The 24,951-nt window shown below is 70.9% G+C and carries 24 protein-coding genes; 12 read left to right on the top strand and 12 right to left on the bottom strand.

The annotated features are described in order from the left end of the window. The first annotated feature begins 37 nt into the window (after nucleotides 1-37). The 4 genes from ACGF4C_RS09125 to ACGF4C_RS09140 all read left to right on the top strand — a co-directional run bounded on the left by ACGF4C_RS09125 (nucleotide 38) and on the right by ACGF4C_RS09140 (nucleotide 6,067). Nucleotides 38-1,969, top strand: a complete 1,932-nt coding sequence (locus ACGF4C_RS09125) for an amino acid adenylation domain-containing protein (RefSeq protein ID WP_393564610.1) — start codon at nucleotides 38-40, stop codon at nucleotides 1,967-1,969. Beyond that, entirely contained in the window at nucleotides 1,959-4,964 is a 3,006-nt protein-coding gene (locus tag ACGF4C_RS09130; RefSeq protein WP_393564612.1) for a condensation domain-containing protein, read from the top strand. The genes ACGF4C_RS09125 and ACGF4C_RS09130 overlap by 11 nt, the downstream gene beginning before the upstream one ends. Nucleotides 4,965-5,083: 119 nt before the next feature. Further along, a complete protein-coding gene (locus ACGF4C_RS09135; RefSeq protein WP_393564614.1) occupies nucleotides 5,084-5,389 on the top strand; it encodes a cupin domain-containing protein in 306 nt (101 codons plus the stop codon). 114 nt (nucleotides 5,390-5,503) lie between these two features. Beyond that, the gene (locus ACGF4C_RS09140) at nucleotides 5,504-6,067 is read left to right on the top strand and encodes a hypothetical protein (protein ID WP_393564616.1); all 564 of its coding nucleotides are present in this window, start codon (nucleotides 5,504-5,506) and stop codon (nucleotides 6,065-6,067) included. A gap of 59 nt (nucleotides 6,068-6,126) precedes the next feature. On the opposite strand, the gene ACGF4C_RS09145 is transcribed toward ACGF4C_RS09140, so the two are convergent. Continuing rightward, on the bottom strand, nucleotides 6,127-7,170 hold the full coding sequence (locus ACGF4C_RS09145) for an SMP-30/gluconolactonase/LRE family protein (protein ID WP_393564617.1): 1,044 nt from the start codon (nucleotides 7,168-7,170) through the stop codon (nucleotides 6,127-6,129). Between the two features lie 229 nt (nucleotides 7,171-7,399). Here ACGF4C_RS09145 and ACGF4C_RS09150 point away from each other — a divergent pair, with 229 nt between their 5' ends. Both ACGF4C_RS09150 and ACGF4C_RS09155 read left to right on the top strand, forming a co-directional pair. Continuing rightward, the gene (locus ACGF4C_RS09150) at nucleotides 7,400-7,843 is read left to right on the top strand and encodes a MarR family winged helix-turn-helix transcriptional regulator (RefSeq protein ID WP_393564619.1); all 444 of its coding nucleotides are present in this window, start codon (nucleotides 7,400-7,402) and stop codon (nucleotides 7,841-7,843) included. A gap of 73 nt (nucleotides 7,844-7,916) precedes the next feature. Continuing rightward, nucleotides 7,917-8,231, top strand: coding sequence for a hypothetical protein (locus ACGF4C_RS09155; RefSeq protein ID WP_393564620.1), 315 nt, complete (start codon nucleotides 7,917-7,919; stop codon nucleotides 8,229-8,231). A gap of 6 nt (nucleotides 8,232-8,237) precedes the next feature. Here the strand turns inward: ACGF4C_RS09155 and ACGF4C_RS09160 are convergent, their stop codons facing one another. Further along, nucleotides 8,238-9,047 carry an SDR family oxidoreductase gene (locus tag ACGF4C_RS09160; RefSeq protein WP_393565004.1) on the bottom strand — a complete coding sequence of 270 codons (810 nt, stop codon included), beginning with the start codon at nucleotides 9,045-9,047 and terminating at the stop codon, nucleotides 8,238-8,240. Between the two features lie 411 nt (nucleotides 9,048-9,458). On the opposite strand from ACGF4C_RS09160, the gene ACGF4C_RS09165 reads away from it, so the two are divergent. Further along, nucleotides 9,459-9,620, top strand: coding sequence for a hypothetical protein (locus ACGF4C_RS09165; RefSeq protein ID WP_393564621.1), 162 nt, complete (start codon nucleotides 9,459-9,461; stop codon nucleotides 9,618-9,620). An 18-nt stretch (nucleotides 9,621-9,638) separates the two neighbouring features. Here the strand turns inward: ACGF4C_RS09165 and ACGF4C_RS09170 are convergent, their stop codons facing one another. Together ACGF4C_RS09170 and ACGF4C_RS09175 are read right to left on the bottom strand one after the other, a co-directional pair. Next, entirely contained in the window at nucleotides 9,639-11,015 is a 1,377-nt protein-coding gene (locus tag ACGF4C_RS09170) for an MFS transporter (protein ID WP_393564623.1), read from the bottom strand. Between the two features lie 118 nt (nucleotides 11,016-11,133). Further along, complete coding sequence (locus ACGF4C_RS09175; protein WP_393564625.1) at nucleotides 11,134-11,655, bottom strand: GNAT family N-acetyltransferase; 522 nt, start codon at nucleotides 11,653-11,655, stop codon at nucleotides 11,134-11,136. Between the two features lie 26 nt (nucleotides 11,656-11,681). Between ACGF4C_RS09175 and ACGF4C_RS09180 the strand changes: the two genes are divergently transcribed. Next, complete coding sequence (locus ACGF4C_RS09180; RefSeq protein ID WP_393564627.1) at nucleotides 11,682-12,215, top strand: CGNR zinc finger domain-containing protein; 534 nt, start codon at nucleotides 11,682-11,684, stop codon at nucleotides 12,213-12,215. 129 nt (nucleotides 12,216-12,344) lie between these two features. Here the strand turns inward: ACGF4C_RS09180 and cpt are convergent, their stop codons facing one another. After that, complete coding sequence (gene cpt / locus ACGF4C_RS09185) at nucleotides 12,345-12,878, bottom strand: chloramphenicol phosphotransferase CPT (protein ID WP_393564629.1); 534 nt, start codon at nucleotides 12,876-12,878, stop codon at nucleotides 12,345-12,347. A 111-nt stretch (nucleotides 12,879-12,989) separates the two neighbouring features. After that, nucleotides 12,990-13,829, bottom strand: a complete 840-nt coding sequence (locus tag ACGF4C_RS09190) for an alpha/beta fold hydrolase (RefSeq protein WP_393564630.1) — start codon at nucleotides 13,827-13,829, stop codon at nucleotides 12,990-12,992. Nucleotides 13,830-13,906: 77 nt separating this feature from the next. On the opposite strand from ACGF4C_RS09190, the gene ACGF4C_RS09195 reads away from it, so the two are divergent. Both ACGF4C_RS09195 and ACGF4C_RS09200 read left to right on the top strand, forming a co-directional pair. Further along, nucleotides 13,907-14,563 carry a sigma-70 family RNA polymerase sigma factor gene (locus tag ACGF4C_RS09195; protein WP_393564632.1) on the top strand — a complete coding sequence of 219 codons (657 nt, stop codon included), beginning with the start codon at nucleotides 13,907-13,909 and terminating at the stop codon, nucleotides 14,561-14,563. 161 nt (nucleotides 14,564-14,724) lie between these two features. After that, nucleotides 14,725-15,318 carry a hypothetical protein gene (locus tag ACGF4C_RS09200; protein WP_393564634.1) on the top strand — a complete coding sequence of 198 codons (594 nt, stop codon included), beginning with the start codon at nucleotides 14,725-14,727 and terminating at the stop codon, nucleotides 15,316-15,318. Between the two features lie 5 nt (nucleotides 15,319-15,323). Here the strand turns inward: ACGF4C_RS09200 and ACGF4C_RS09205 are convergent, their stop codons facing one another. After that, complete coding sequence (locus ACGF4C_RS09205; RefSeq protein ID WP_393564636.1) at nucleotides 15,324-16,286, bottom strand: zinc-binding alcohol dehydrogenase family protein; 963 nt, start codon at nucleotides 16,284-16,286, stop codon at nucleotides 15,324-15,326. A 201-nt stretch (nucleotides 16,287-16,487) separates the two neighbouring features. Between ACGF4C_RS09205 and ACGF4C_RS09210 the strand changes: the two genes are divergently transcribed. Then, nucleotides 16,488-17,486 (top strand): hypothetical protein, encoded by a 999-nt coding sequence (locus tag ACGF4C_RS09210; protein ID WP_393564637.1) that lies wholly within the window; start codon nucleotides 16,488-16,490, stop codon nucleotides 17,484-17,486. A gap of 117 nt (nucleotides 17,487-17,603) precedes the next feature. Here the strand turns inward: ACGF4C_RS09210 and ACGF4C_RS09215 are convergent, their stop codons facing one another. The 5 genes from ACGF4C_RS09215 to sbnA all read right to left on the bottom strand — a co-directional run bounded on the left by ACGF4C_RS09215 (nucleotide 17,604) and on the right by sbnA (nucleotide 24,094). Beyond that, nucleotides 17,604-18,800, bottom strand: a complete 1,197-nt coding sequence (locus ACGF4C_RS09215; protein WP_030411637.1) for a benzoate/H(+) symporter BenE family transporter — start codon at nucleotides 18,798-18,800, stop codon at nucleotides 17,604-17,606. A 170-nt stretch (nucleotides 18,801-18,970) separates the two neighbouring features. Beyond that, nucleotides 18,971-20,173: a trans-sulfuration enzyme family protein gene (locus ACGF4C_RS09220; RefSeq protein ID WP_393564639.1), complete on the bottom strand. Its 1,203-nt coding sequence runs from the start codon at nucleotides 20,171-20,173 to the stop codon at nucleotides 18,971-18,973. After that, nucleotides 20,170-22,110, bottom strand: a complete 1,941-nt coding sequence (locus ACGF4C_RS09225; RefSeq protein ID WP_393564640.1) for an FAD/NAD(P)-binding protein — start codon at nucleotides 22,108-22,110, stop codon at nucleotides 20,170-20,172. Before ACGF4C_RS09225 ends, ACGF4C_RS09220 begins: the two co-directional genes overlap by 4 nt. After that, nucleotides 22,107-23,108, bottom strand: a complete 1,002-nt coding sequence (gene sbnB, locus ACGF4C_RS09230) for a 2,3-diaminopropionate biosynthesis protein SbnB (protein WP_393564642.1) — start codon at nucleotides 23,106-23,108, stop codon at nucleotides 22,107-22,109. Before sbnB ends, ACGF4C_RS09225 begins: the two co-directional genes overlap by 4 nt. 17 nt (nucleotides 23,109-23,125) lie before the next feature. Continuing rightward, a complete protein-coding gene (sbnA, locus tag ACGF4C_RS09235) occupies nucleotides 23,126-24,094 on the bottom strand; it encodes a 2,3-diaminopropionate biosynthesis protein SbnA (protein ID WP_393565005.1) in 969 nt (322 codons plus the stop codon). 657 nt (nucleotides 24,095-24,751) lie between these two features. Between sbnA and ACGF4C_RS09240 the strand changes: the two genes are divergently transcribed. After that, the gene (locus tag ACGF4C_RS09240) at nucleotides 24,752-24,943 is read left to right on the top strand and encodes a hypothetical protein (RefSeq protein WP_393564644.1); all 192 of its coding nucleotides are present in this window, start codon (nucleotides 24,752-24,754) and stop codon (nucleotides 24,941-24,943) included. The last annotated feature ends 8 nt before the right edge of the window (nucleotides 24,944-24,951 follow it).

Below are 24,951 nucleotides of genomic sequence, written 5' to 3' on the forward strand. Positions count from 1 at the left end.
GTCTCCGCACCCCGACGACACCTGGAAGGAAGGGCCCGTGCCCACCGAAAGCGCCCTGTCGAGCGAGCCCGCCCCGACCAGCCTGCCGGCACTCGTGGCGCGGCACGCCGAACGGACCCCCAACGCCCTGGCCGTGGCGGACGGCGACACCACGCTGACGTACGCGCAGCTGGTCCGGGCCGCCCGGGCGCTCGCCGGGCATCTGCGCCGGCGGGGAGTCCGCCGGGGTGACGCCGTGGCGTTGCTGACGCCCCGCTCGGCCCGTACCGTCATCGCCCAGCTCGCGCTGTGGTGGGCGGGGGCCGTCTGCGTACCGCTCGATCCGGCGCACCCGCGCCCGCGGAGCGAGGCGCTGGCCGCGGAGGCCGGTGTGACGCTGACCGTCGGGGACGCCAAGCTGCTGGAATCCGCCGCCCCGGCCGGCCCGACCCTGGCCCTGCCCGACGAGCCGCAGGTGGAAGAACCGCGGCTCGACGAGCCGCAGGCCGACGGTTCCCAGGCTGACGGGCCCGTCCCCGATGCCGCCGCGTTCATCATGTTCACCTCCGGCTCCACCGGTCGTCCCAAGGGCGTGGCTATCGCCCACCGCGCGATAGCCGAGCTGGTCAGCGCCCCGGCGTACCTCACCCTGACGCCCCGCGACCGGGTGCTGTTCCATTCGCCGCTGACCTTCGACGCGTCGACCTTCGAGGTGTGGAGCGCCCTCGCCAACGGCGCCGCCGTCGTGGTGTGCACCGTCGAGCGGCCCTCTCTGGAGGACCTGGCCCGGCAGGCGGAGCGGCACGGGGTCACGGTGGCCTTCTTCACCACCGCGCTCTTCCACCAGCTGGCGGTGCGCCGTTCCCGGATCTTCGCGCCGCTGCGCACGGTCGTGGTCGGCGGCGAGGCGCTCGCCGCGCACCATGCCCGCGAGGTGCTGCAGGCGTTCCCCTGGCTGGAGCTGGTCAACGGCTACGGGCCGACGGAGACGACGACGTTCGCCACCGCCCACCGGGTCACCGCCGCCGACTGCGCCGGACAGATACCGATCGGCCGTCCCATCGCGGGGGCCGCCGCGCACGTCCTGGACGAGGCCGGCCGGCCCGTCCCGGACGGCGAGCGGGGCGAACTCTGGGTCGGCGGCAGTCGGCTGTCGCTGGGCTACACCGGCCGTCCGGAGCTGACCGCCGAACGTTTCACCACCCACCCCCACCGGGGCCGCCTCTACCGCACCGGCGATGTGGTCTCGAGACGCCCGGACGGTGTGCTCGACTACCACGGCCGCACGGACGACCAGGTGAAGGTGCGCGGCTTCCGGATCGAGCCGGGGGAGGTCGAGTACGCGCTGCGGGAGCAGCCGGAGGTGGCCGATGCGGCCGTCACCGTGCACCGTCCCGCCCCCGACGACGCCCGGCTGGTCGCCTTCGTCGTCGCCGCACCCGGTCCCGTCCCCCGGCCGGACGCCCTGCGTGACCGGCTGGCCGCGGCCCTGCCCGCCCATCTGGTACCCGACGAACTGACCGTCGTCACCGACCTGCCCCTCAACCCCTCGGGCAAGGTCGACCGCCACGCGCTGGCCGGCCTGCTCTCCCCGAAGGGGCCCGAGGTTTCCGGTAGTTCAGGTGCTTCAGATGGTTCAGACAGTTCAGGTGCTTCAGATGCTTCGGATGCGCCGGACGGCTCGCCGGTGTCTGCGGCCCCGGACGGACCGCTGACGCCGCTGGAGCAGGCCGTCGCCGACGTCTGGAGCCGTTCCCTGGGCTGCGAAGTGACCCGCCCGGACGCCGACTTCCTCGCCCTCGGCGGCCACTCACTGCTCGCCCTGGCCGTCACCGACGACCTCCGCGAGGAGCTCGGCGTGGAACTGTCGCTCGCCGACTTCTTCGGCTCCCCCACCGTGGCCGGCCAGGCCGCCCTGGTCGAGCGGGCGTTGCTCGCCGCGCACGGTGATCTTCACCCGCACGCCCCGGAGGACACCGATGGCCACTGACCGCCCCGCCGCCCCTTCCTTCCAGGAGGAGCTGCTGCGCCGGGCCCGGGAACGCGCCGCGGCCCGACCCGCCGCCCGTCCCGATTCCGCCGACCGCGGCCCGGCACCGCTCTCCCGCGCCCAGCACCGCATGTGGCTGATGGACCGGCTCGGCCATGACGGCGCCTCGTACAGCGTGCCGTTCGCCACCCGGCTGCGCGGTCCGCTCGACGTCGACGCGCTGGCCTCCGCACTGACCGAGCTCGTCCGCCGGCACGGCATCCTGCGCACCCGTTACGTGGAGCGGGACGACGGCGAGCCGTGCCAGGAGGTGCTGCCGGCGCCCGCGTCGTTCGCGGTGCCGGTGGTCCCGGCCGAACCGGCGGACGCCCCGGCGCTGCTGGCGGCGGAGGCCGGCCGTCGGTTCGACCTCTCCGCCGGGACCGTGCCCCGCGCACTCGTCCTGCGCCACGGCCCCCAGGACCACACGGTGCTCCTGACGTTCCATCACATCTCGCTCGACGGACCGTCCCTGGAGATCGTGGCGGAGGAACTCGCCGCACTGTACGAGACCGCCGCCCACCCGCGGGAAGCCTCCGCTCCGGCCCCCGGGTCCGACCCCGCACAGCCCCAAGCACAGCCGCAGGCCCAGCCGCCCCAGTACGCCGACTTCGCCCGGCACGAACACCGAGCCGCGGCCGACGGCCTCGACGAGGGGCTGCGCCACTGGCACGCCCTGCTCGAAGGCGCCGCTCCCCCACGCCTCCCCGGCCCCACCCACCCGCCCACCGACCTCACCGCCCGGCCCACCGGCTCCCACACCACACCGCTCGCCCCGGAGGTACCGGCCGCCCTGCGCGAGCTGGGCCGGCGGCACCACGCCACGCCGTTCACCGTGGCGCTCACCGCCGCGTTCGCCGCCCTGCACCGCTGTACCGGGCAGGACGACCTGGTGATCGGCATCGCCGGTACGCACCGCCGGGGAACGGCCATGCGCGGACTGGTCGGGCTGTGCGTCAACACCCTCCCGTTGCGCGTCGACGCCTCCGGCGATCCGTCCTTCAGCACGCTGCTGACGCGGGTGCGTGCCGCCCTGCTCGATGCCCAGCAGCACGCCGACGTGCCGTTCGACCGCATCGTGGACCGGATCGGTGCCGCCGCCCGCGGTGCGGACGGCACGTCCCTGGTGCGGGTGACCGCGGACGTCCTCGGCACCCCGACGACGCTGCGCCTGCCCGGGACGGACGCCGAGTACGTCGAGGTCGGCGTGGGCGAGGCCAAGTTCGACCTCTCCTTCGGCCTGGTGGACACCGATCGGCCGGCCGCCCTGGTCCAGTACCGCCGCGCCGCACTGGACGAGGCGGCGGCCACCGCCTTCGGCGCGACCTACGCGGCCGTCCTCACCGCACTCGGGGCCACCACGGACGACCTGCCACTCTCTCACCTTGCCAAGGGTGATGGCGGTCAACTCCCCTCTGTGCTCGGCACGTTGCAGGAAGACGACGCGCACCCGGCCGAGCGGCTCCTGCGCTGCCACCCCGACCTCTCCGACGCCACGGTGGTCTCCCCTGCCGGTGGCCCGCTGCTCGCCTACGCGGTCCTGCGGGAGATCGGTGGCCCGTCGCCCGCCGAGCTCCGCGCCCACCTGCGGGACCGCCTGGCACCCGGCCTGGTCCCGGCCGCGGTCACCCTGCTCGACGTCCTTCCCCGCAGCGCCGACGGCACGGTGGACCCGGCGCATCTGCCCGGCCTCCCCGCGCTGCCCGCACCCGAGGGGCCGCACGCCGACGCCGTACGCGAGGGCTTCGCGGCGCTCCTGGGCCGAACGCCCGCCCCGGACGACGACTTCTTCGCCCTCGGTGGCCACTCGCTCGTCGCCGTACAGCTCGCCGAACGCTTGCGGCGCGCGCTGACCCTGCCCCTGACCGGCCTGGACATCATGCAGGCCCGCACCCCCCGCGCGGTCTCCGCCCTCCTCGACGTCCGGGCCGCGGAACGCGCCGCCGCATCCTTCCGAGCGTCCACCGGCACGGGACAGCCGGGCCGTACTGGCCAGTCGGCGCAGGCGGGACAGCCGGCACCGCGGACCGGCCGGGCGCGGAACGGCACCGTCCTGGTCACCGGCGGCACCGGCGGCGTCGGCAGCTTCCTCCTGCGGGAACTCGTCGCCCAGGGGCGCCCCGTACTGGCCCTGACCCGTCCCGAATCCGCGCACCTGGTCGCGGCGGACGGCGTGCAGGTCATCGAGGGCGACCTCACCGACCTCGACGGGCTGCGCAAGGCCGTTCAGGACGCGGACGCCGTCATCCACGCGGCCTGCACCTTCACCCGTCCCGAGGTGGATGTGGCGGCGATGGACGCCATGGTGGACGCCTGGTCGCGGGGCCCGTTCGTCTTCGTCAGCAGCGTGGACGCGTACGGGCATCCCGAGGGCGGCCAGGTGGCCGAGGAGTCCCCCTCGCACGAACCGCTCAGCCCCTACGGCCGGGCGAAGGTCGACTGTGAAGCGCGGCTGCTCCGGGCGGCCGGCACCGCGGGGCGGGGCGGCGCGAGCGCGGTCCGTTCCCCGCTGGTCTGGGGCCCGCACGACCGGCTCCGCGACCAGCTGCGCTGGGGTGCCACAGGCGTCCTCTACCAGGCCGTCCGCGAGGGCCGGCCGCTGGCCGTTCCCCGCCCGGGTGCCGGCGGCCACGCCTGGTACGGCGCTGCCTGGGTGCACGCCGCGGCGCTGGCCCGAGCGGTGGTGTCCTGCCTGGACGCCCCGGTACACGGTGTGGCCAACGCCATCAGCGGCCATGTCACCTGGTACGACCTCGGCACCGAGCTCTCCCAACTCCTCGGCGTGACCGCCGACTTCAAGGAATCGGACGATATCCACCCCGACCTCGACCACCACTGGCACTACCACTCCGACCGCCTGGCGCGCCCCCTGCGCCCGCTGCCCGGCGAAGACCTGCGTTCCGTCCTCGCCGCGATGATCACCCCGCCCCCGGACCGGCAGCCCGGCCGAACGTGAGGCTTTACCCTGCGGTCGACCACTTGTCGTCGCAGGCCGGATAGCTTCCCAGCATCCATTGATCGCGATGCGCGGACTCCTCCGGACCTGACCGGAGGAGTCCGCAGGGGAGGCATGTCATGAGCGTCAGCAACGTCTTTCGGACCGCGGCCGCACTGCCGGACGCCTGGAGCTCCCGCTCCCTGGCCGAGGTCGGAACGGCCACCGTCAAAGTGCTCCGCATGAACGAACTCCCGCTGGCGGAGGAGGCCCACCGCACACCGGAGGTCCTGCTCGTCCTCGACGGCACGCTGGCACTGACCGTCGACGATGTCGAGCTCACGGTGGGCCCGGGCGAGATGTACGTCGTACCGGCAGGCGCCCGCCACACCGTGCGCCCGGGCAGCCGCGGGACCCTGCTGATCGTCGAAGTGCCGGAGGAATAGCGCCGGTTCCGGCGACCGCCGTCCCCGCGATTGGCTCTCGAACAGCTCCCTGGTGTAGAACTCTCCCGATCAATCATGATCACGTCATTTCGCGCATCACGGGGGACTTTCGGCATGAGGCCAACTCAACGACTCATCAGCACGCTTGCGCTCGTCACCACGCTCGGTGTCGGCCTCACCGCCTGCGGCCCGGAGGACGACCCCTACGGCGACAGTGCCGGCTCCAAGGGTTCCGGCGGCTCCAGCGCCTCCGCCCAGCCGTCGAAGAAGCCGGCCCCGAGCGACAAGGCCCCGGACCAGGCCGACGGCCCCGGCGACTGCGGGACGCCGCCGAAGCTGCCGGCCGGGCACAAGATGGTCGAGCCCGCCGTTCCCCCGTCGAAGGGCTCCCTGTCCGCCAAGGACGCCAAGCCGGTCTGCACGCCCAACGACTGGATCTACCACGGTCAGGGCAAGGCCAAGTACTACCTCTTCGCCGGCGAGGTCAAGGCGGAACTGTCCACCGGGCCCGGCCGCACGAAGTCGGTTCCGGTCGGCCAGCTGTGGATGCACGCCGGCGACTGCATGACGAACCAGAGCGCCGTGAAGCCGCCCTACACCTGCTCCGGCAACATCTACGACATCACCCTGGACTCCGAGGGCCAGATCAACAGCATCAAGGAGATCTGGCACCCCTGAGCCCCGGGCACGGCGCCGCCGGTCGCAGGCCCGGCCGGCGCCCACCTCAGGCTTCCGCTTCAGATGCCGTTCACCGTCGCCACGGTGAACGGCATCTGCGGCGTTCCCGGCCCCATGGGGCCGCCCTTGTCGAACTGGGACCGCACGACGAGCGTGCGCCCGTGGCTGCGCACCATGGTGGTGGGGATCTGCAGCGCCTCGTCGGTGACCTTGCGCTCCAGGCGCGCCGACGCACCGTCGTCGAAGACGCGCCAGCGGCTGATCGTGTTGGTGGCGTTGTGGACGACCCACAACGTATTGCCGCGCAGTTCCAGACCGTCGCCGTGCAGGACGTCCCCGCCGTGCAGCGCGACCCGGCGCACCGCACCGGAGCGCAGGTCGACGCGGTACAGCGTCCCGGCAGTCATGTCGACGGTCAGCAGATAGCGGCCTGAGCGATCGGCCGCGATGCCGTTCAGGCTGACGGCGTCCGCCGGGCGCGGGCCGAGCGCGTCGGTCAGGTCGTACGCGGTGGTCAGCTGGGCCCGTCGGCCGTGCGCCGCGGCCGCGGCCAGTTGCTGCGGGGTGACCCGGTAGAGCACGGACCGGTAGCTGTCCGTCAGATACGCGGTCCCGTCGGGCGTGATCGCGAGGTCGTTGACGAAGGACCTGGCCGGCCCCGTGACGTCGAACCGCGCGACGAGCGCGCGGCTGCGCAGGTCGTACACGGCGACACCGGCCGTCGAATCGGTCACCCAGAGATGACCGGCACGGTCGACCTTGAGGCCGTTGGCGGTCTTACGTCCGTCGGTACCGCCCGGCAGGAAGATGGCGGCGGTGCGGTGACCGGGCGTCGCCCGGTACACGGCGCCGGTCTGGTACGAGCCGACGTAGAGGTCACCGCTCACCGGGTCGGCGGCGATACCCTCGGGATAGACGCGGTCACCCGGCAGGTCGTACGCGGCGGAGACCCGCGCATGGGCGCCCTGCTGGGCGGCGGCCGGGTGCGCGGGGGACACGTCCGCCTGGGCCGTGGCGGCGACGGCGACGGAGGCGGATGCGGCCGTCAGGGCCAGGGCTGCCGCGCCCAGCACATGGCGCCGGCGCCGGTTGGTACGGGACAAGAAGGTGGATGCCTCTCGGGACAACGTGAGCGCCTCTCGATAGCAGACAGAGATCCGGCCCAAGAAGTCGGGAACCGGAGCACGCGCGGACCGGGAGCCGCAGAGCCCCCACCGGCGACGAACACGAACTTAAGTTAGAACTCTAATGCTCGTCAATGTTCGCATCAGTATGTGAGCCCTCAGTTGACCGCTGGAGTCTGCCCCTCGGCACAACCATTACGATGCGGAGATGACGTCCATGCCCGCGTCCGAGCGCCTCGGATCCTCCATCAAGCTCGCCGAGCGGGCGCTCCAGAGCGCCAAGCACGCGGCGCTCAAGCCGGCCGGTCTGACGGTTCCGCAGTACGCGGCCCTGCTCTTCCTCTCCGAGAAGCCCGGGATCTCCGCGGCCGCACTGGCGCGGTCCTGCGGGGTGACGCCGCCGACCATGAACACGGTGCTCAAGAACCTCCAGGAGCGCGGCCTCATCGAGCGCACCCCGCACGAGTGGCACCGGAACGTATTGGAAACCCGGCTCACCGAGCAGGGCCGGGCGGTGATGAACGACGCCGACGCACGCGCCATCCGCGTCGAGCGCGCACTCGCCGCGGAGTTCACGGACGACGAGCGGGCAACGCTGGTGGCCCTGCTCGGCCGCTGCGCCACGCTCCTCGATTCCGTACGGCCGGACTGACCAGGCCCCGGGCGGAAAGTCCCCGGGCGAAAAATGAGGGTGGGGCCTCTCGTCCGTCGTGAGAGGCTGCAGCATGTCCAAGCACCTGCGCTTCTTCTTCGAAGCCGGCGTCCCGCACACCCCGCTGTGGCCGCACGAGCTCAAGAACCCGTACGGCTACCCGACGGATCTGCAACGGTTGCCGATCGGCCCGGCCACCCGCACCGAACTCACCCGGCTGTGCGAGTGGTTCCAGTCCTCCCTGGACTGGAAGGACCCGGCCGGCCCGTCCCCGTGGTCCGACGAGGAACGGGAGCTCTTCGACCAGCAGTCGGACGCGGCACTCACAGCTCTGCGGCAGGAGCTGGGCGACGACTGGATCATCAACGACGAGCGGATGCCGTGGTGATGACGCTCATCCCCCCGTGGCGAAGCCGGGGAAGAGTGTCATCCCGCCGTCCACGTACAGGGTGCTGCCGACGACGTAATCCATGAGGTCGGAGGCGAGCACGGCGACGGCGTTGGCGATGTCCTCCGGGTCGCCGACCCGCCGGTAGGGAATCAGGCGCAGCAGTTCCTCCTCGGCCTCGGGAGTTTCCCAGGCGCTGCGGTTGATGGGCGTACGGATGGCTCCGGGGGCGACCGCATTGACCCTGATCCGGTGGGGTGCGAGCTCTTGGGCCAGGGTCGCCATCATCATCAGTACGCCGCCCTTGGAGGCCGCGTAGTTCACATGGCCCGACCAGGGGATGACCTGGTGGACCGAGCTCATGCAAATGATCTTCCCCGCGGAGGCGGAGACCTCCGGGACCACCCCGCGGCGCCGGAATTCCCTGGCCGCCTCACGTGCGCACAGGAACTGTCCGGCGAGATTGACGTCGAGAACCTTCTTCCACTGGTCGAGGGTCATGTCGGTGCTGGGCGCGTCCCGCTGCAGCCCGGCATTGGCCACGAGGACGTCGATGGTGCCGAACTCCTCGGCCATACGCGCGAACATCGCGCTGACCTGGTCCTCCTGCGACACGTCTGCCTCATGCGCATACGCCCGCACCCCGAAGCCCTCGATCTCCCGGACGACCTCGTCGGCGGCTCCGCGGCCGGTGACGTAATTGACCACGACATCGGCCCCCACCCGCCCCAGCGCAAGGGCGGTCGCCCTGCCGATCCCGGAGTTGGCACCGGTGACCAGCGCCTTCTGCCCCTTCAGGAGGGGAAGGGACGCCAGCTGGCGGGACTTGTCGGACGGGCTTGCCGAGGTGGTCGTGGGGGTGCTTGCCGAAGTGGTGGCGGACGTGCTTGCCGAAGTGGTGGTCACGGGTGGTCTCCCTCTCCTCGTCAGGCTCGTCAGGGTCGTCTGGCTCGTCAGGTGCGGTCTCCCGTTCGTCCTGCGCGTACGGACCGGAACGTGACCGGTCGACCGGTCCGCCAAGGCCTCGGCAATCCGCCGGGCTTTCAGGCGGCTGCCCGGCGAGGCGCGGCACAACCATGTCGGCCAAGGGCCGAGCACTCAGCGACGCCGGAGCGGTGGTCGGAATGGCCGTCACCGAGTTGCCCGTCCCCAGGCGGCGTGCGGTGATGGACAGCGGTGGTGGAGACCACATTCCGGCTCGTCGTCGCACCTCAGGAGTCAGTCAGCATGGCCGAGAAGCGCAAGAAACGGCAGGTACACCAGGACGAGACGGGTCAGGCCCTGAAACGGCAGCCGCCCAAGGACGAGCGCGACCGCAGCGCCGAGGAAGTGAACGCGGATCAGCCGTCGGTACGCGGCAAGAAGCCGAAACGAGCACCGAAACGGTGAAGCGGGGCACGCCGACCGCTACGACCTTTCCGACTGCCCCGCGGCCCGACGTTCACCGCGGGCCGTGAGCATCAGGGCGACAGCGGTCAGCAGGGAGAGCAGACCCCAGACCGGCGTGAAGCTGCCCGTGCTGTCCTTGAGCAGACCGAGGGCGGGCGGCATCACCACGATGGCGATCTGGTTGACGGACATGGCCAGGCCGAGCGCGAAGCCCGTCTTGTCCGGCGGGGCCGACTCGGTCACGTAGGCGACCCACGGGCCGTACCAGCCGAGACCGAAGAACCCGAGCCAGACGAACACCGCGCAGGCCGCGACGGGTGAGCTCCCCACGGGTGTCATCAGCAGGGCCAGCCCCGCGATCACGGCGACCATGCAGGTCACGACGGAGACGTAACGGCCAGAGGCGTATCGGCCAGGTATGTATGGGCCGGAAAGGTAGCGACCGGGCAGGTGGTGGCCGGGCCTCCGCCGATCGCTCCACCACGCGAGGACGATCCGTCCGACCGCGCCCGCCGCCTGGGCGGCCACCAGGACCAGGGCCGCCGCGCCGGCTCCCACGGACGCCCGCTCGTGGAGGTGCAGCACGGTCAGGATTCCCACGCCCGTCTGCACCGAAATCAGGCTCGCTCCGGACAGCATGATCCGCACCATGGCCGGTTCGCGCAGCATCCGCAGCCGAGCACCCAGCTGCGCCCTGAGCGAGGACGACCACCTGGGCCGCGCCGACGGGCCACGAGGAGCCGACGGGCCACGAGGAGCCGACGGGCCGCGAGAAGCCGACGGACCTTCTTCCTGCAGGGCGGCTCGGGTGGGCGGCCGGCGGTAGAAGCCCATGAACACGCCGGCTCCCAACAGGGCGACCAGACCACCGGCCACGAGTGTCGCCCGCCAGCCGGCAGCGGCGGCGAGGAGGGGCAGTACGGCCGAGGCCAGCGCCGCCCCCAGCGGCAGCCCGGCCTGCCGGATGCCCATCGCGAGCCCGCGCCGGGACGCGTCGAACCAGGACGCCACCGATGTGCTCCCACCGGGCTGAACGGTGCTGTAGCCCGCGCCGACCACCAGCAGCACGAGGAGCAGGGACAGATATCCCGGTGCCGCACTCCCGACGAGCAGACCCGCGGCGACGACGCAGCCGCCGATCCCGACGACCCAGCGCTCGTTGTAGCGGTCCAGCAGCTCCCCTGCCACCAACAGACCGATCAGCGGCAGTAGTTGGGCCGCGGAGAGCAACAGACCCAATTGGGCCGTACTCAGGTGCAGGTCCCGTTGCAGGTCGATGCCCATCGCCCCGATGCCCTGCACGAAGAAGGCGGAGGCGGCCTGGGTGAAGGTGGCGATACCGAGGACGAACCAGCGGTACCGCCCTGCGCGGCGCGTCGGCAGGTCGGCGGTCACCGGTCCCCGGCCCGGGGTGACGCATCGCCGAGACAGCCGCGGCTGATGTGGAGTCGGGTGCGGCGGACGGGGGTGCCGAGGCTGCCGAGGATCCAGGGATGTCACGGCCGACCACCTCTCACGGTCGCCAGTACAGCGACTGGTCGGGGTGGCCGACGAAACCGAGCGCGCGGTAGAGCGGTTCACCGTCGGCCGAGGCGTACAGGTCCACCCGGGAGACCTCGCGCTCCCGGAACCAGTCGAGCAGGCCCTGCATGATCGCGCGACTGTGCCCGCGCCGCCGGTGCGCCGGGTCGGTGACCACGCCGATCACATGCCCGACCGAACCGTTGCGGTTGTGCGGTCCGGGGAACCACCGCTCGACGGTACCGATACCGCAGGCGGCGAGCCCGTCGTCGCCGTCCACGACGAGGATCCGGACGGTGTCCGTCGCCGCCAACTTTTCCGCCAGCACCTCGGCCAGTGCAGAGCGCCAATCGCCGTCGGCCGATGCGGGATGGAAGAATTCCCCACCCAGCGTCTCGAACAGCAGGGCGCGCAGGCGTACCAGCTCCGCGATGTCGTCCTGCCGCGCCCGACGCACCTCGCCGGTCTGTCCGGTGTCGGGTTCGTGGTGTGGGTGGTGCTCGTGGTGTGCCATGCCGAGCACGATGATGTAATGGTCTTATGCACCTCAACCCTTACGGCGAGGATGCCGTGAACCTGGCCGCGGACCTGGCCAACCGGCGGCCGACGAGCCCGGAGGAACTCACGGACCGCTGCCGCGCCGCCGGGCTGGTGCTTGAACACCCGGCAACGCCAGGGGACTTGGCGCGTGTCGGCGTCGCGCTGGAGGCATGGGTGAAGGTCGTCGACGCCTCCGACGACGAGCGTGCGCGCGCCGCGCTGCTCAACGAGATGCTGCAGGCGACCGCCGCCCATCCGCGGCTGACCAATCACGCGGGCAGCGGCTGGCACCTGCATTACCGCGACGCCGACCAGCCGCTCGGCTCCCTCCTCTTCGCCCTCATCTCCGTGGGCACCGCACTGCATCTGGTGGGACGGGGCATGCACCGGCTCCGGCGATGCGCCGTGACCGAGTGCGCGCTGATCTTCGCCGACACCTCCCCCACCGGGCGGCAGCGCTACTGCTCCCCGCGGTGCATGAACCGCGACGCGGTACGCCGGCACCGCGCGCGCCGGGCGGTGGCCAGGCCGTGAGGTAGCCGGAATTCAACGCAAAAGCTCAAGCCCGCCCGCACAACGCACATTCACCCCGTCCGCAAGCCCTCGCCCGCCCACGTCCACTTCCGTGACCGCACAGGTTGGCCGGGCCCTCCGATCCGGCGATCAGCTGACGTGGGCTGCGATGGTCCGCGCACACACCAGGGACTCGGTATGCGTCGTGTCCACCTCCAGGTCGTAGACCACTCCCTGGTGAACCGCATCCGCCTGCGCCGCCGCCATCCCCTGGATGCGGTCTCCTCGTGCGACCTCCCGTCCCGCGGCGACCGCACTCTCACACCGGACGCCGACCCACAGCACGCCCAGTTCGCCAAGTGCCTTCTGCCACCGCTGCTGGGAGGCCGGTCCGCCGAGGAAGACGTCATCGACGATGATCCTGGCGCCCGCCCGGGCCATCGCCACGATGCCCTCCGTCCAGGCCGCCTCCAGTGCCCGGAAATCCGCCCCGACGCTCACCTCGCCGTCCGCCGCGAACACGATCCCGCCGTCCGACGCCTGCATCGTCGCGGGCAGGGCGTCGACGAACGAGTCGCACCCGAACGCCAGCCAGGGATCGGGCAGTACGGCCTGCAGACACCGTACGATCCCGGACTTCCCCGAGCTGGAACCACCGTTGAGAATGATCATCTGAGTCGTCACCGCGCCACAGTAGGGCGCTACCGCCACGGCACGAAACGAATATCGGCCCACACTGCTCGGTTGCCCCTTCACCCCCGAACGCCAGGCCGACGGACCGCCTCAGCAGGGTGATCAGGCGGCTTGCCCCAGGAACGCCGCGGTGGTCGCCACGAACCGGGCGGCGTCGTCGAGCCAGGGGTAGTGGCCCGCTCCCGGCTGCACGGAGAGCGTGGCGTCGGGAAACAGCCCCGCGAACTCCGCGACCGCCTGTGGTGGGCTGTTCAGGTCGAATTCTCCGGCGAGCAGCAGGGCGCGGCCCTCGTAGGTGGCGAGTGCCGCACGCGTGGCCTCCGGGGTGAAGGCACCCTCGGCCGCGAAGAGTGCGACGGCTTCCTGGTTGCTCGGCCGGCTGGCCGCGTGGTGGTGCTGCGCGGCAGTGTCCCACCGGCCGTAGAAGAAGGGGGCGATGGCCTCCCAGTCACTGCCTGCGCCCTCGGTGATCGCCTCCAGGGCGGCGAAGGCCGACCGGAACCACGGCTCACCTTGCCGTAGTTGCGCGAGCTCACGTCGTGTCTCGCCGGTGATCGCGATGCCGACGGCGCGAGTACCGGGGGCGATCAGAGCGAGCTTGCGGACGCGGTCCGGGTAGCGAGCCGCGTAGTGCGTCGCGAGGTTGGCGCCGGCGGAGTGGCCCAGCAGATCGATCCGGGCGAGTCCGATGTGGATGCGCAGGGCCTCCACATCGTCGACGAGGCGGTCGCAGCGGTAGGTGGAAGGGTCCTCGGGTATCGCGGACCCACCGGTGCCGCGAAGGTCCAGGAAGATCAGCTGGTGGTGCGCCGACAGACCGCCGAGGTCGCCGAGATAACGGGAATCCATCGGGCCGCCCGGGAGGCAGACCACCGGGCGGCCCTTGCCCTGTATGCGGTAGGCGAGCTGGGTGCCATCGGGCGCTGAGAAGGTGAGAGACATGACGCGCATCGTTGCAGTCATAACCAGGTTGTACAACCCGGTTATGGCAGTGAATGGCGAGGGTGTATAACCGAGTTGTGGGAAGCAACGACACCCGGCACCCGAACGACGGCGGCGCGCACCAGCCCTCCCGGACGCTCACCGAGGAACAGGCCGCGCGGATACTGGCCGGCATGAACGAGGTCATTCGCGCGGGCGAGGAGATGCGAAAGCTGCGCACCGAAATGATCAAGATGTTCGCCGGCCTGGGCTGGACCCAGGACAAGATCGCCCAGCTCACGGAGATGAGCCAGCCCGCCGTGTCCAAGCAGGTGACGAAGGCGAAGAGGGGCGACCCACCGCCCCCGATGGACCTCTCCCTCGACCAGCGCGACGTCCCATGGCTCGAAGGGCGACTGTGGGGCCTCGCCGAGGAAATCTCGGAGGCCTGCCACGACGCCGCGCGCTGTACCCGCTACGTCAACGCCCTCGCCCGAGGGCGGAAGCGGTTCACCCCCGAGAATGTCGATGAGCTGCGCCGCCTCGTCGAGGAGGACCTGAGACTGCACCGGTCGATCCTGCCCGGCAGTTATCGGGAAGCCTACGACCAGATCAGCCGGGCTCTCGACGTCCCCACGAAGGCCCCGTCCGCCGCAGGCGCCCCCACCCGCACCGCAGCGCCCCTGGCATCGCCCGCCGCGCGGCGAACCCTCGCCTGTCAGATCCAGCGCGACCGGCTCCGGGGCGATCCCTGAGGGCGAATTGCGCGCTCATGGCGCCTCCTTGGGAGCGGGCCTTGGGACCGTGGGAGCGGACTTCCGGGCAGGCTCGCGAGGGACCTCAGGGTTGGATCTCGGGGCTGCGTCAGGGTCGGTACCTGATGTAACTCAGGGTGCCGAGTCCGTACTTTTTGACCATGACTTCACCACGCACTGCATTCCTCACCGCCCCCCTCCTGATGGGCGCGTACGGCGTGCTCCGCATCATCGACGGCCTCGACGGCAGCCGCGGACCGGGCGTCGCATGGAGCGCCGGCCACCTGTGCTTCCTCGGCGGGCTCGTATTCTTCGTGCAGGGCTTCGGCATGATGCGCGCGTGGGTGGGTCCCAACCGGCTGGCCACGGTGGGCCTTTGGACCGGCGCAGCAGGAGCCGTCGCCGTCGCGGTGCAGCTCCTCATCGACCTCGTAGTGGGGTTCCTCTCCGCCGACCACGGCGCCATGCAGGAGCTGTTCGCCCGTATCCAGGCGATACCTGGAGTGCTGCCGGTGTTCTACGACTACGGGCCCCTGCTCTTCTTCGTCGGCCAGCTCATCCTCGTCGCCCAGCTCGCCGTCCGGCGCATCCTCAAGCCGTGGGCACCCGTCCTCGTACTCATCGACACCACACTGCCCTTCGCCGACAAGGACCTCATACCGCTCGGAGCCGCACTCCTGCTGGTCTCCTTCGCCCCGCTGTACCGCCGCCGCGCGGTCACGCACCAGCCGATCGGCACGTCACTCGCGGCGTGACGGCTTCACGGGGAAAGGATCAGCTTCCCCTTGGTGCGGCGGGCCAGGAGGTCGTCGTGGGCGTTGCGGGCGTGCCCGAGGTCGTATGCGGCACCGACCAGCGGACGCAGACGGCGCCGCGCGGCGAGGTCGAGCAATTCCTCCAGTGCCGGGCCACCGGCCCCCTTCGCGGCGATCAGCGGGATGAGCCAGAAGCCGGCGACGGTGATGCTGTCCACCGCGAGCCGTCCGGGGTCGATGCCGGCGGCGGTCTGCCGGGAGGAGGCGCCGTAGGTCACCAGGCGTCCCAGGTATCCGAGTGCGTCCAGTGCGGAATCGAGGACGGGGCCACCGATGGCGTCCAGGACGATGTCGACCGGGTGTCCGTGATTGGCGTCGAGGACGCGCTCCCGGTAGCCCTCCGCGCCACCGTCGATCGCCGCGTCCGCGCCCAGTTCCAGGGCGAAGGCGCGCTTCTCGTCGGAGGACGCCGTGGCGATGATGCGCCCGGCTCCGAACTCCCGGGCCAGCTGCACAGCGAGGCTGCCCGTCCCGCCTGCGGCGGCATGCACCACCACGCTCTCACCGGGCCGTATCCGCGCGACCGAGCGCAGCAGATGCCAGGCCGTCAGCCCCTGGACGAGCAACGCCAGCGCCTCGCCGGCGCTCACGCCGTCCGGCAGCGCGACCAGGTCGCGGTCGGCGACGACCGTCTTCGCGGCGTATCCGCCCTGTGCCACATAGCCGAGCACCCGTCGACCGTCCGCGGTCCGGCCGACGACCTCCATGCCGGGGATGCGCGGTAACGGCCCCTTCGGAGCGTACGGGCCCTCGGTGTGCTCACCGGCGATCTGCTTGATGTCACCGAAGTTGACGCCGGCAGCCGCCACCTCCACGAGGCTCTCGCCCGGCCCCGCCACCGGGTCCGGCACATCGGCCTCCCGCAAGACCTCGGGGCCACCGAACCGCTCGTACTGCATCGCGCGCATGAGACACCTCTCGCCGTACTGATCATCTCGCCTCGCCTCAGTGTCGCTCATCGCGGGCCGCCATCGGCAGGGAGAGAGCCATGGCTCAACAGCCCACCCGCCATAGCCCGTAGCCCAAAGCCCCAAGCCCGAAACCGGCAGCCAGCGGCCGGCAGCCGGCGGCCGGCGCCGATGTCAGTGGCGTCCGCTTCAATGCCTGTCATGAACGAACTCGACGAGCACAGCGGCCAGGAAGCACTTCTCTCGGCCGTCCACCGCCTGGCCTGGCCCGGCACCGGCGATCTGGTGTGTGAAGAGGCCGGACACCCGACGGGCCACATATGTCTGGCGGTGCCGTCGGCTCCGGTGAACCCTGCGGACTTCTCGGACTCTCCGGGCCCTTCGCACCGGCTACCCGACCTGTCCGCACTCCAGGAGGCGCTCAGCGGACGCTACGGGCGGCCGCGCAGTCTGGCGATGGACGGGTACGCCGATCCGACCGTCACCCAGCGGACGGGGCTGCCGCTCCTGACCCCGTTCGGTGAACGGCTCGTCGAGATGCGCGCCTGGGCGCACGGGAGCCGGTGGATCGGCTGCGGCAGTGCCCGTTTCGACGACGGCATACGGCCCGTGGTGCTGGTCGCGGAAGGGCAGGATCCGGCCGCGGAGGTACCGGAGGGCTCTTCCTGGGTGGACGGGGTCGTGGCCGTGACCGGATGGGACGCCTCCGGGAGGCGTACGGTCGACTGGGCGGAGACCGAGGCCCGCCTCGGGACTCCGCTGCCCAGTGGCTACAAACGCCTCGTCGACATCTTCGGGGACGGCGCCTTCGACGACTATCTCCAACTCCACGTACCCGGTTCCTGCTTCAAGAGCACTGACATCGTCCGGCGGACCGCGTGGCGGAGCGAACGGGCAAGCGCGACAAGCAGCGCCCTATGGGAACCGTACGAGCTGTACCCCGCGCCCGGCGGGCTCCTGCAGTGGGCGAGCAGCGAACAGGCCGATGCGTTCTTCTGGCTCACCGAGGGCACCGACCCCGGCCGGTGGCCCATCCTCATCACGGAAGACACCCACGACTCCTGGGTCCGCTTCGACGGGACGACCACCGAATTCATCTACCGCATGCTCACCGACCGACAGCACCCCTTCTCCACGGCCCGCTACTTCGACAGCCATTGGTTCGAGAGTTACGGGAGTGACGGTAGTAACGGGGAGTAATGGAACGGGAGTGAGGACCCGATCGAAGCCGAGGGCTAGAGCGAACGGCCGCCCCGACCAGATGGTCGGAGCGGCCGCTGAAGGTGTGGCGGGTCGGTAATTGCCGATGCCAGGCGGTTACTTGGTGGCGGGCTGCGGGGCGTTCGCGCCGGCGCGGGTGGTGCGCCAGCGGGTGAGGACGAGGTGCGACACCACGCCGAAGACCAGGCCCCAGAAGGCCGAGCCGACGCCGAGGAGGGTGACTCCCGAGGCGGTGGTGAGGAAGGTGATCAGGGCGGCCTCGCGGTCCTTCTCCTCGGTGACCGCTCCGGTCAGGCCGCCGGCCAGCGCCCCGAGCAGGGCGACGCCGGCGATGGCGGCGACCAGTTCCTTGGGCAGGCCCGCGAAGAAGACCACGAGGGTGGTGCCGAAGGCGCCGATCAGGAGGTAGAACGCTCCGCACGCGACGCCGGCGACGTAGCGGCGCTTGGGGTCGCGGTGGGACTCGGGTCCGGTGCAGATCGCCGCGGTGATGGCCGCGAGGTTGATGGCGTGCGAGCCGAACGGGGCGAGCAGCGTGGACACCAGGCCGGTCGAACCGATCAGCAGCCGGTCCTTGGGCCGGTATCCGGACGCGGTGAGGACGGCCATACCGGGGGCGTTCTGCGAGGCCAGAGTGGCCAGGATCATGGGGACCGCAATGCCGATGAGCGAGGCGACCGAGAACTCGGGAGTGGTCAGCACGGGGCGGGCCAGCTCGATGCTGTGCAGGTTGATGTGCAGGCGCGAGGTGACGGCGCTGCACACCACGCCGGTGGCCAGCGCGATCAGCACGGCGTATCGCGGCAGCCACCGCTTGCCGAGCAGATAGGCGAGCAGGACGGGGCCGGCGATCCACGGCGCGGTCTTCAGAGACGTGAAGACACCGGTGCCGAAGGAGAACAGGATGCCCGCGAGCATGGCCGACACCACGGCCGTGGGGACCTGCCGGATGAGCCACCCGAACACCCCGGTCAGTCCGACCAGGGTGATCACGACACCGGTGACGAGGAACGCGCCGATGGCTTCCGGGTACGAGTAGGCGCCCAGGCTGGTGACCAGCAGGGCCGCGCCGGGCGTCGACCAGGCGGTGATGACCGGCATCTTCGTCCGCAGGCTGAGCCCGATGCAGGTCAGACCGCTGCCGATGGAGATGGCCCAGACCCAGGAGCCGGTCTGCGCCTGGTTCAGGTGGCCGGCCGTGGCGGCGGCGAGCACGATGACCAGCGGGCCGGAGTACGAGACCACGACGGCCACGAACCCGGCGAGGACCGCGGACAGCGAGAGGTCGCCCATCAGGCCGCGTCGGGCGGCAGGTTGGCCGGATTCCGTGGGTGTCGGGCTGCCACTGTCCGTTGTGCCGGTGCTCTCCCCGGTGGGGGTGGCGGTGGTCGTGCTGGTGTTGCCGGTGGTGCTGGTACTTGTGGTGGTGCTGTCGGTGGTGCTGGTGTTGCTGGTGTCTGAGCTCACGGGGCGTCCTTCGCGGCGCGTTCCAGTGCCTGCTCCAGATCGGCGATGAGGTCGGCCGGGTCCTCGACGCCGATGGACAGCCGGAGCATGTCCTTGGGTGATGTGCTGTCCGGTCCCTCGAATGTGTAGCGGTGTTCGATCAGGCTTTCCACCCCACCCAGGGATGTGGCGCGAATGAACAGTTCGCAATGTTCGGCCGCGCGCAGGGAACGCGTCCAGTCCCCGGCGATGTGCAGCGAGAGCATCCCGCTGTAGCCGCCGGTCATCTGCCGGGAGGCGACCTTGTGGCCCGGGTCGGTGGGCAGGCCCGGGTAGGCGACCCGGCTGACCAGCGGGTGGGCGGAGAAGTGCTCGGCCAGGGTCATGGCGGAGGCCGATATCTGGCGCATGCGCGGGAAGAGTGTCCGTATACCGCGGAGCAGCAGGTACGTCTCCCACGGGCCGAGGATCGGGCCGGTCAGACGGCGGTGCAGGCGCAGCCGCTCCCAGAGCGCCTGGCGCTCCTCGGTCAGCTCCGGCGCGGCCACCAGGAGACCGGCGACCACGTCGTTGTGGCCGTTCAGGTACTTGGTGCCGGAGTGCATGATCAGGTCGGCGCCGAGCTCGAAGGGCCGGGTGTGCACCGGCGTGGGGACGGTGTTGTCCACGCCGAACAGCGCGCCGGCCCGGTGGGCGATGTCGGCGCAGGCTTCGAGGTCGGTGACCAGCCAGGTGGGGTTGGCCGGGGATTCCGCCCACAGCAGGGCGGTCGGCGCCGCCTCGACCGCCCGGGCCACCGCGTCCAGATCGTCCATCGGGACGCGTACGATCTCCAGGCCGCGCTGCGTACCGAACTCCAGCAGCCACTTGGTGAGGCCGAAGTACATGGTCTGCGGCACCACGACCCGGGCCCCGGCGGGCAGGACCTGGAAGACGGCGGTGGCGGCGGCCATGCCGGAGGAGAACACCAGTGCGTCGGAGCCGCCCTCCAGCCCGGCGACGACGTCCTCGACCTGCTCGTAGCCCGGGGTGCCCTGGTCGCGCAGATAGGCGAAGCCGGCCGGGGTGCGGTACTGGTCGTCGCGGGCGAAGGTCGCCCCCATGCTCACCGGCGGCGGCACCGCACCGGTGGTCGGGCAGCGCCAGCCGTCGCCCTGGGCGGCCCGGGTCTCGATGCGGTACTCCCGGGTCCAGGGAGTGTAGGTCTCGCGGTTGCTCATGATGTCCTCTTGGTCAGGGCCGGCAGGGCGGTGCGGAGGGCGAGTTCGGCGTCCTTCAGCGCGCGGGACGGCGCGCCGGGCGAGGGGACGTAGTGGTTGTAGTAGCTGGACCCCTCGGTGTGCGGGCCGAGGAAGAACAGCGTGGGCCGTACCTCTCCGGCGGGGCCGATGCCTTGTCCCTCGCGGGTGACGTGGAGTCCGGTGACCCGGGTGCCGCGCCGGGCCAGGGTGGAGACGCGGCCGGCCGCGACGAGCCGGCCCAGCAGCGAGGCGGGCAGCCGGTCCGCGCTCGGCTCGGCGACATGGGCGTGCACGACGTGTCCGACCTCGACGCTCGCGGGGTCGGCCAGGCAGGTGGACGTAAGGCGCCAGGGACCCTGGCCGCTCGGCGCGATGACCTTCGGGCGCGGTCCGGGGCCGAGCCGGAGGACTCCGGCGTCCAGCAAGGACAGCAGTTCCGCCGACCGGTCCAGCTGCGGGCCGATCACCAGGCGGTTGACGGTGGAGTTGAACTCACCGAAGAAGTGGTCCAGCGAGGGGTCGTCGACACCCGGCGGGTCGATGACGGCCCGAAGGACGTCGCGGTGGTCGCGCAGCACTTCCAGCGCTTCCTTGACGGGGCTGGCGCCCAGCCCTTCGCGGGCCTCGGCCAGGTCGTCCGCGACCCGGGCGGCGAACCACCCGGCGTACGCCGCCGCGTCGGCCCACTGCCGGTCGGCGGGCTCCTCGGTCAGTACGCCGTGCAGCGGGTACGGCCCGAACTCCTCCCGTGCGGCGGCCAACGCCGGGTCGACGCCCGAGGTGGCCACCCGGTGGGCGAACTCGGCGCCCGCGCCCGCGGCGTCGCCCGTCCTGCCGGCCAGAACGGTCCGGTAGTAGGTCAGTTCCATCTCGGCCTCGACCAACGGCAATACGTCGTCGAGGAAGTTGAGCCGTCCGTCGGCACGCTGCCGGCGCAGGGTCTCGATCCGGTCCGTGGTCAGGACCAGGGGCGCGAAGCGGGTCCGGCCCGGGTTGAGGTGCGGCCGGCTGCGCGAGGGCATCCCGGACCGGTTGACCAGCACGATCCGCGGTTCGCGGCCGCTGGGTACGTAACGCAGCCGCCCGCCGCCGGCCGCCGGCTCGTGCCGGCCACCGCGTCCCAGCGTCAGGCTGGCGATCACGTCCATGGCGGTCAGTCCCATGCCCAGGACGGCGACGTCGTCGCCGGGGCCGATGCCGTCCAGGGCGGTGGGCAGCGGGTAGGGGCGGGTGATCAGGCCGGGTCCGGCGGGCGGTTCGGGCCGGGAGGCGGCCGGGAGGCGGAGGGTGTGGTGTCCGACGGTCACGAAGACCGCGTCGGCCTCCAGGTGGGTGCCGTCGTCGAGGAGCACGACCTCGCCGCCGTCTTCGCCGGGCCGGATGTCGGTGGCCGTGGTGGCGTGCCGGATCAGGACGAAGCAGGGCGGTGCGGCGGCGAGGATGCGTTCGGCCGCCCAAGCGAGGTATTCGCTCAGCAGCCTCCGGGGCAGGAAGTCGTTCGGCCGGATCTGCCGCCCCTCCCCCGCCCGTACGGTGTAGCCGTCCGCGCCCAGCCGCAGGTCCCTCTCCTGGCACCAGGTGTGCAGGGAAGGACCGTTGACAGGCGTGGGGCCGTCCACCATCTCGTCGTCCGCGAAGGCGGTGATCTGCGCGCACACGGTGTTGAGCAGGAGGTGGTCGGGCTGCTCTCGGAGGTGGAAACCGGGACCGAGGGGCTGGGGATCCACGAGGTGGACGGTGACCGAGAAGGGCTCCGCCAGACACTGGCTGACGAGCCGCTCCACGATGCCCAGTCCGCGCGATCCGGCCCCGACGATCGCGAGGGTGGCGGGCCGTTCGGCGTCCCAGGGGCCGGCCGGGGTGCCCGACGGGCCCCCCGCGCCCTGCACCCGGTCCGTGTACTGCTCCGTGGTCACCACCGGCTGGTCTCCCCGAAGAAGTTGGGGATCGCGATGGCCGAGCCGGCCTCCCGGGCCCGCTGCAGGACGTACGCGCCGACGGCCAGGTCGAGGACGCCGAGGCCAAACGGCGAGAAGATCACCGGCCGTTCGCCGGACACCGCCACATCGCCGTTCAGGACGCCGGCGAGGGTGCCGGTCACGAAGTCCCGCGAACCGGTCAGCTGCTCCGCGAGGTGCGGTGAGGTGTTGGCCTTCATGCAGTGCTCGACGTCATCGAAGACGTTGTCCGCCGCCAGCACCACCTCGGGCGCGAGGTCCCGGAGCGAGATGTTCAGCACGACCTGGCCGGGCTTGAACGGCGTGGTGACGTACGGCTCCAGTGCGGTGGTGGCGAAGACCACGGTCTCGGCCTCCAGCGCCGTGCCCAGGTCGGCGGTGAAGGAGGCGGGGCGCTGCTGGGTGGTGCGCAGATGGTCGACGAGGGCCCGGCCCGACTCCTCGTGGAGGTCGTGCACGAGGTAGGCGTCCGGGGTGGCGCCTGCGGCGTGGAGGTAGTCGCAGATGTTGCGGGCGATGACACCGCCGCCGACGATCGCGATCCGCGTGCCCTCGAAGCCGCCCGGGCGCAGGGTGGTTGCGGCCACCGCGGCGGACGCGGCGGTGCGGGCGGCGCTGATGTTCGCGGCTTCCAGGCAGGCGATCGGGTAGCCGGTCTCATAGTCGTTGAGGAGGAGCACGGCCGAGGCGCGGGGCTTCCCGACCTGGGTGTTCTTGGGGAAGCTGGCGATCCACTTGATGCCCGCGAGCTGGACGTCGGCGCCGAGGTAGGCGGGCAGCGCGATGATCCGGGAGTCGGGCTTCTCCGGGAACCGGAGGAAATAGCTGTCGGGGTTGATGCTTTCCCCGGCCTCATGGCTGCGATATGCCTGGCTGACGATGCCGAGGACCTCGGCCCGCCGGTCGCTCAGGATCTCGCGTACGGTCTCGCCCGCCACCACGTCGAAGTCGAACATGAAATACACACCTCTCCTCAGGCGCCGGCCTGAGAAACTTCCGTAATTTCCGAGCAGATGAGTTCGGGCCAACGGTCGGCCACCCAGGAGTCGTTGTAGATCGTCTCCAGGTAGCGTTCACCGAAGTCCGGTGAAAGGGCGACCACGACGCTTCCCTCAGGGATTTCCTTGGCCTTGGCGCGGACCGCGGACAGCACCGTCCCGCTGGATCCGCCGAGCAGCAGCCCGCGTTCTTCGGCCAGCATCCGGCACATTTCCACGGCATCCGCTTCGGGCACCATGACGACTTCGTCAATACGGCGCTCGTCGAGGATTTCGGGACGCCGGCTGGTACCGAGTCCCGGGATGTGGCGCCGGGCGGGCGGGCCGCCGAAGGACACCGACCCGACGGCGTCGACGGCGATGATCCGGGTGGCCGGGCTGTGCTGGCGGAAGTACTCCGCACACCCCATCAGGGTCCCGGTCGTGCCGGCACCGATGAAGGCGTAGTCGACATGGCCGATCTCGTCCAGGACGGAGCGCCCGGTGCGGTCACGGTGCACCTGGGGACCGGCCGGATTCGCGTACTGGTTCAGCCAGTACGTGTCGGGTTCGCATGCCAGGCGGTCGCGGATGTAGTTGATGCGGGACTGCAGATAACCGCCGTTGCCGTCGCGGATGTCGATGACGACGACCTCCGCGCCGAGCGCCTGCATCAGCCGCACGGACTGCGCGTTGGCATTGGGGTCCGTCACACAGGTCAGGCGGTACCCCTTGGCCGCACAGACCATGGCGAGGGCCACGCCGAGATTCCCCGAGGTCGATTCGATGAGGCGGGTACGCGGAAATTCGCGTCCCGAGTCCTCGGCCTGGGCCACCAGGGCGATGGCCGTCTTGAGCTTGACCGAGCCTGCCGGATTGAGGCCCTCTAGTTTGAGGAAGACTGAACTTCCAGGTACGAGATGATCGGCCCGGATGAACAAGTCATCCAATACCAGATCATAAATTTCTTCTGCTATCACGGAAATCCAACACTGTTGAGTGCGGGCACGCAGAGGCGCGGCCCGGGCCGAAATTGCGAGAACCCATGGGCGTGCTCACTGCGCCCGGTCAATACGCAGACATGCAGAAGATGGTTTCCCCCCGTTTGTCGCCTACTTGTCCCCCGAGTCCGCGACGCTCAAATGGTGCCACACGCCAGCACGGTTCGTACAGGACATTTTTTCGAGTAGGGGCGTTTCCGTCAGGTTCCGACCTTCCGGAATTCGGCATTCCAAATATGCTTCAGAACTCAACATTTTGAAGGGAGCGGCAATATGCAGATCGGAGGCGCTTCCCACCGCGTTCGGCGCCACATCCTCCGCCGTGCTGCCATGCGCAACGGAATCGGATTTCCAGTCTCCATTTGTGCGTAGTCCGCCGGCGGGACGACCCCGGACGCGGCTACCATCTGCCGATGCCTCGCAGTGAAAAGACAGCCCGCCGTCTCGTCGTCGACGGCGAAACCTTCCTGTGGTCGTTGCACCACGTCCACGACGCCGTGGGCAACGGCCAGTACCACGGCTGCTGCGAAATCCTCGTCCTCCGCCTGTTCAAGGCGCGCGGCCGGCTGCACATCGCCTTCCGGAGCGGCCCCCGACCGGCTCGTCCCGGACGGCTACGTCATGGCTTCCGGTGCGGTCGGCACCACCAACGGCCCCCTGCTGAACCTGCACGAGCCGGGGACCGTGCGCGCCTTCCTCGACGAGGCCCTGACCAAGGGCTGGCGGCCCGACGATCCGCTGACCACGGAGATGGACGGCTGGCGACTCTTCGACACGGTGGCCACCCGCCGCGCCGACAAGCGACCCGAATAGCCCGGCCG

Origin of the sequence: Streptomyces sp. NPDC048197 (assembly GCF_043202395.1) — a bacterium.
GTDB lineage: Bacteria > Actinomycetota > Actinomycetes > Streptomycetales > Streptomycetaceae > Streptomyces > Streptomyces siderophoricus.

Bases quoted from the DNA above. Each gene is read 5' to 3' on its own strand.
- ACGF4C_RS09130 (WP_393564612.1), top strand. From the start codon at position 1,959: ATGGCCACTGACCGCCCCGCCGCCCCTTCCTTCCAGGAGGAGCTGCTG.
- ACGF4C_RS09135 (WP_393564614.1), top strand. From the start codon at position 5,084: ATGAGCGTCAGCAACGTCTTTCGGACCGCGGCCGCACTGCCGGACGCC.
- ACGF4C_RS09140 (WP_393564616.1), top strand. From the start codon at position 5,504: ATGAGGCCAACTCAACGACTCATCAGCACGCTTGCGCTCGTCACCACG.
- ACGF4C_RS09150 (WP_393564619.1), top strand. From the start codon at position 7,400: ATGACGTCCATGCCCGCGTCCGAGCGCCTCGGATCCTCCATCAAGCTC.
- ACGF4C_RS09155 (WP_393564620.1), top strand. From the start codon at position 7,917: ATGTCCAAGCACCTGCGCTTCTTCTTCGAAGCCGGCGTCCCGCACACC.
- ACGF4C_RS09165 (WP_393564621.1), top strand. From the start codon at position 9,459: ATGGCCGAGAAGCGCAAGAAACGGCAGGTACACCAGGACGAGACGGGT.
- ACGF4C_RS09175 (WP_393564625.1), bottom strand. From the start codon at position 11,655: ATGGCACACCACGAGCACCACCCACACCACGAACCCGACACCGGACAG.
- ACGF4C_RS09180 (WP_393564627.1), top strand. From the start codon at position 11,682: ATGCACCTCAACCCTTACGGCGAGGATGCCGTGAACCTGGCCGCGGAC.
- ACGF4C_RS09190 (WP_393564630.1), bottom strand. From the start codon at position 13,829: ATGTCTCTCACCTTCTCAGCGCCCGATGGCACCCAGCTCGCCTACCGC.
- ACGF4C_RS09200 (WP_393564634.1), top strand. From the start codon at position 14,725: ATGACTTCACCACGCACTGCATTCCTCACCGCCCCCCTCCTGATGGGC.
- ACGF4C_RS09205 (WP_393564636.1), bottom strand. From the start codon at position 16,286: ATGCGCGCGATGCAGTACGAGCGGTTCGGTGGCCCCGAGGTCTTGCGG.
- ACGF4C_RS09210 (WP_393564637.1), top strand. From the start codon at position 16,488: ATGAACGAACTCGACGAGCACAGCGGCCAGGAAGCACTTCTCTCGGCC.
- ACGF4C_RS09215 (WP_030411637.1), bottom strand. From the start codon at position 18,800: ATGGGCGACCTCTCGCTGTCCGCGGTCCTCGCCGGGTTCGTGGCCGTC.
- ACGF4C_RS09220 (WP_393564639.1), bottom strand. From the start codon at position 20,173: ATGAGCAACCGCGAGACCTACACTCCCTGGACCCGGGAGTACCGCATC.
- sbnB (WP_393564642.1), bottom strand. From the start codon at position 23,108: ATGTTCGACTTCGACGTGGTGGCGGGCGAGACCGTACGCGAGATCCTG.
- ACGF4C_RS09240 (WP_393564644.1), top strand. From the start codon at position 24,752: ATGGCTTCCGGTGCGGTCGGCACCACCAACGGCCCCCTGCTGAACCTG.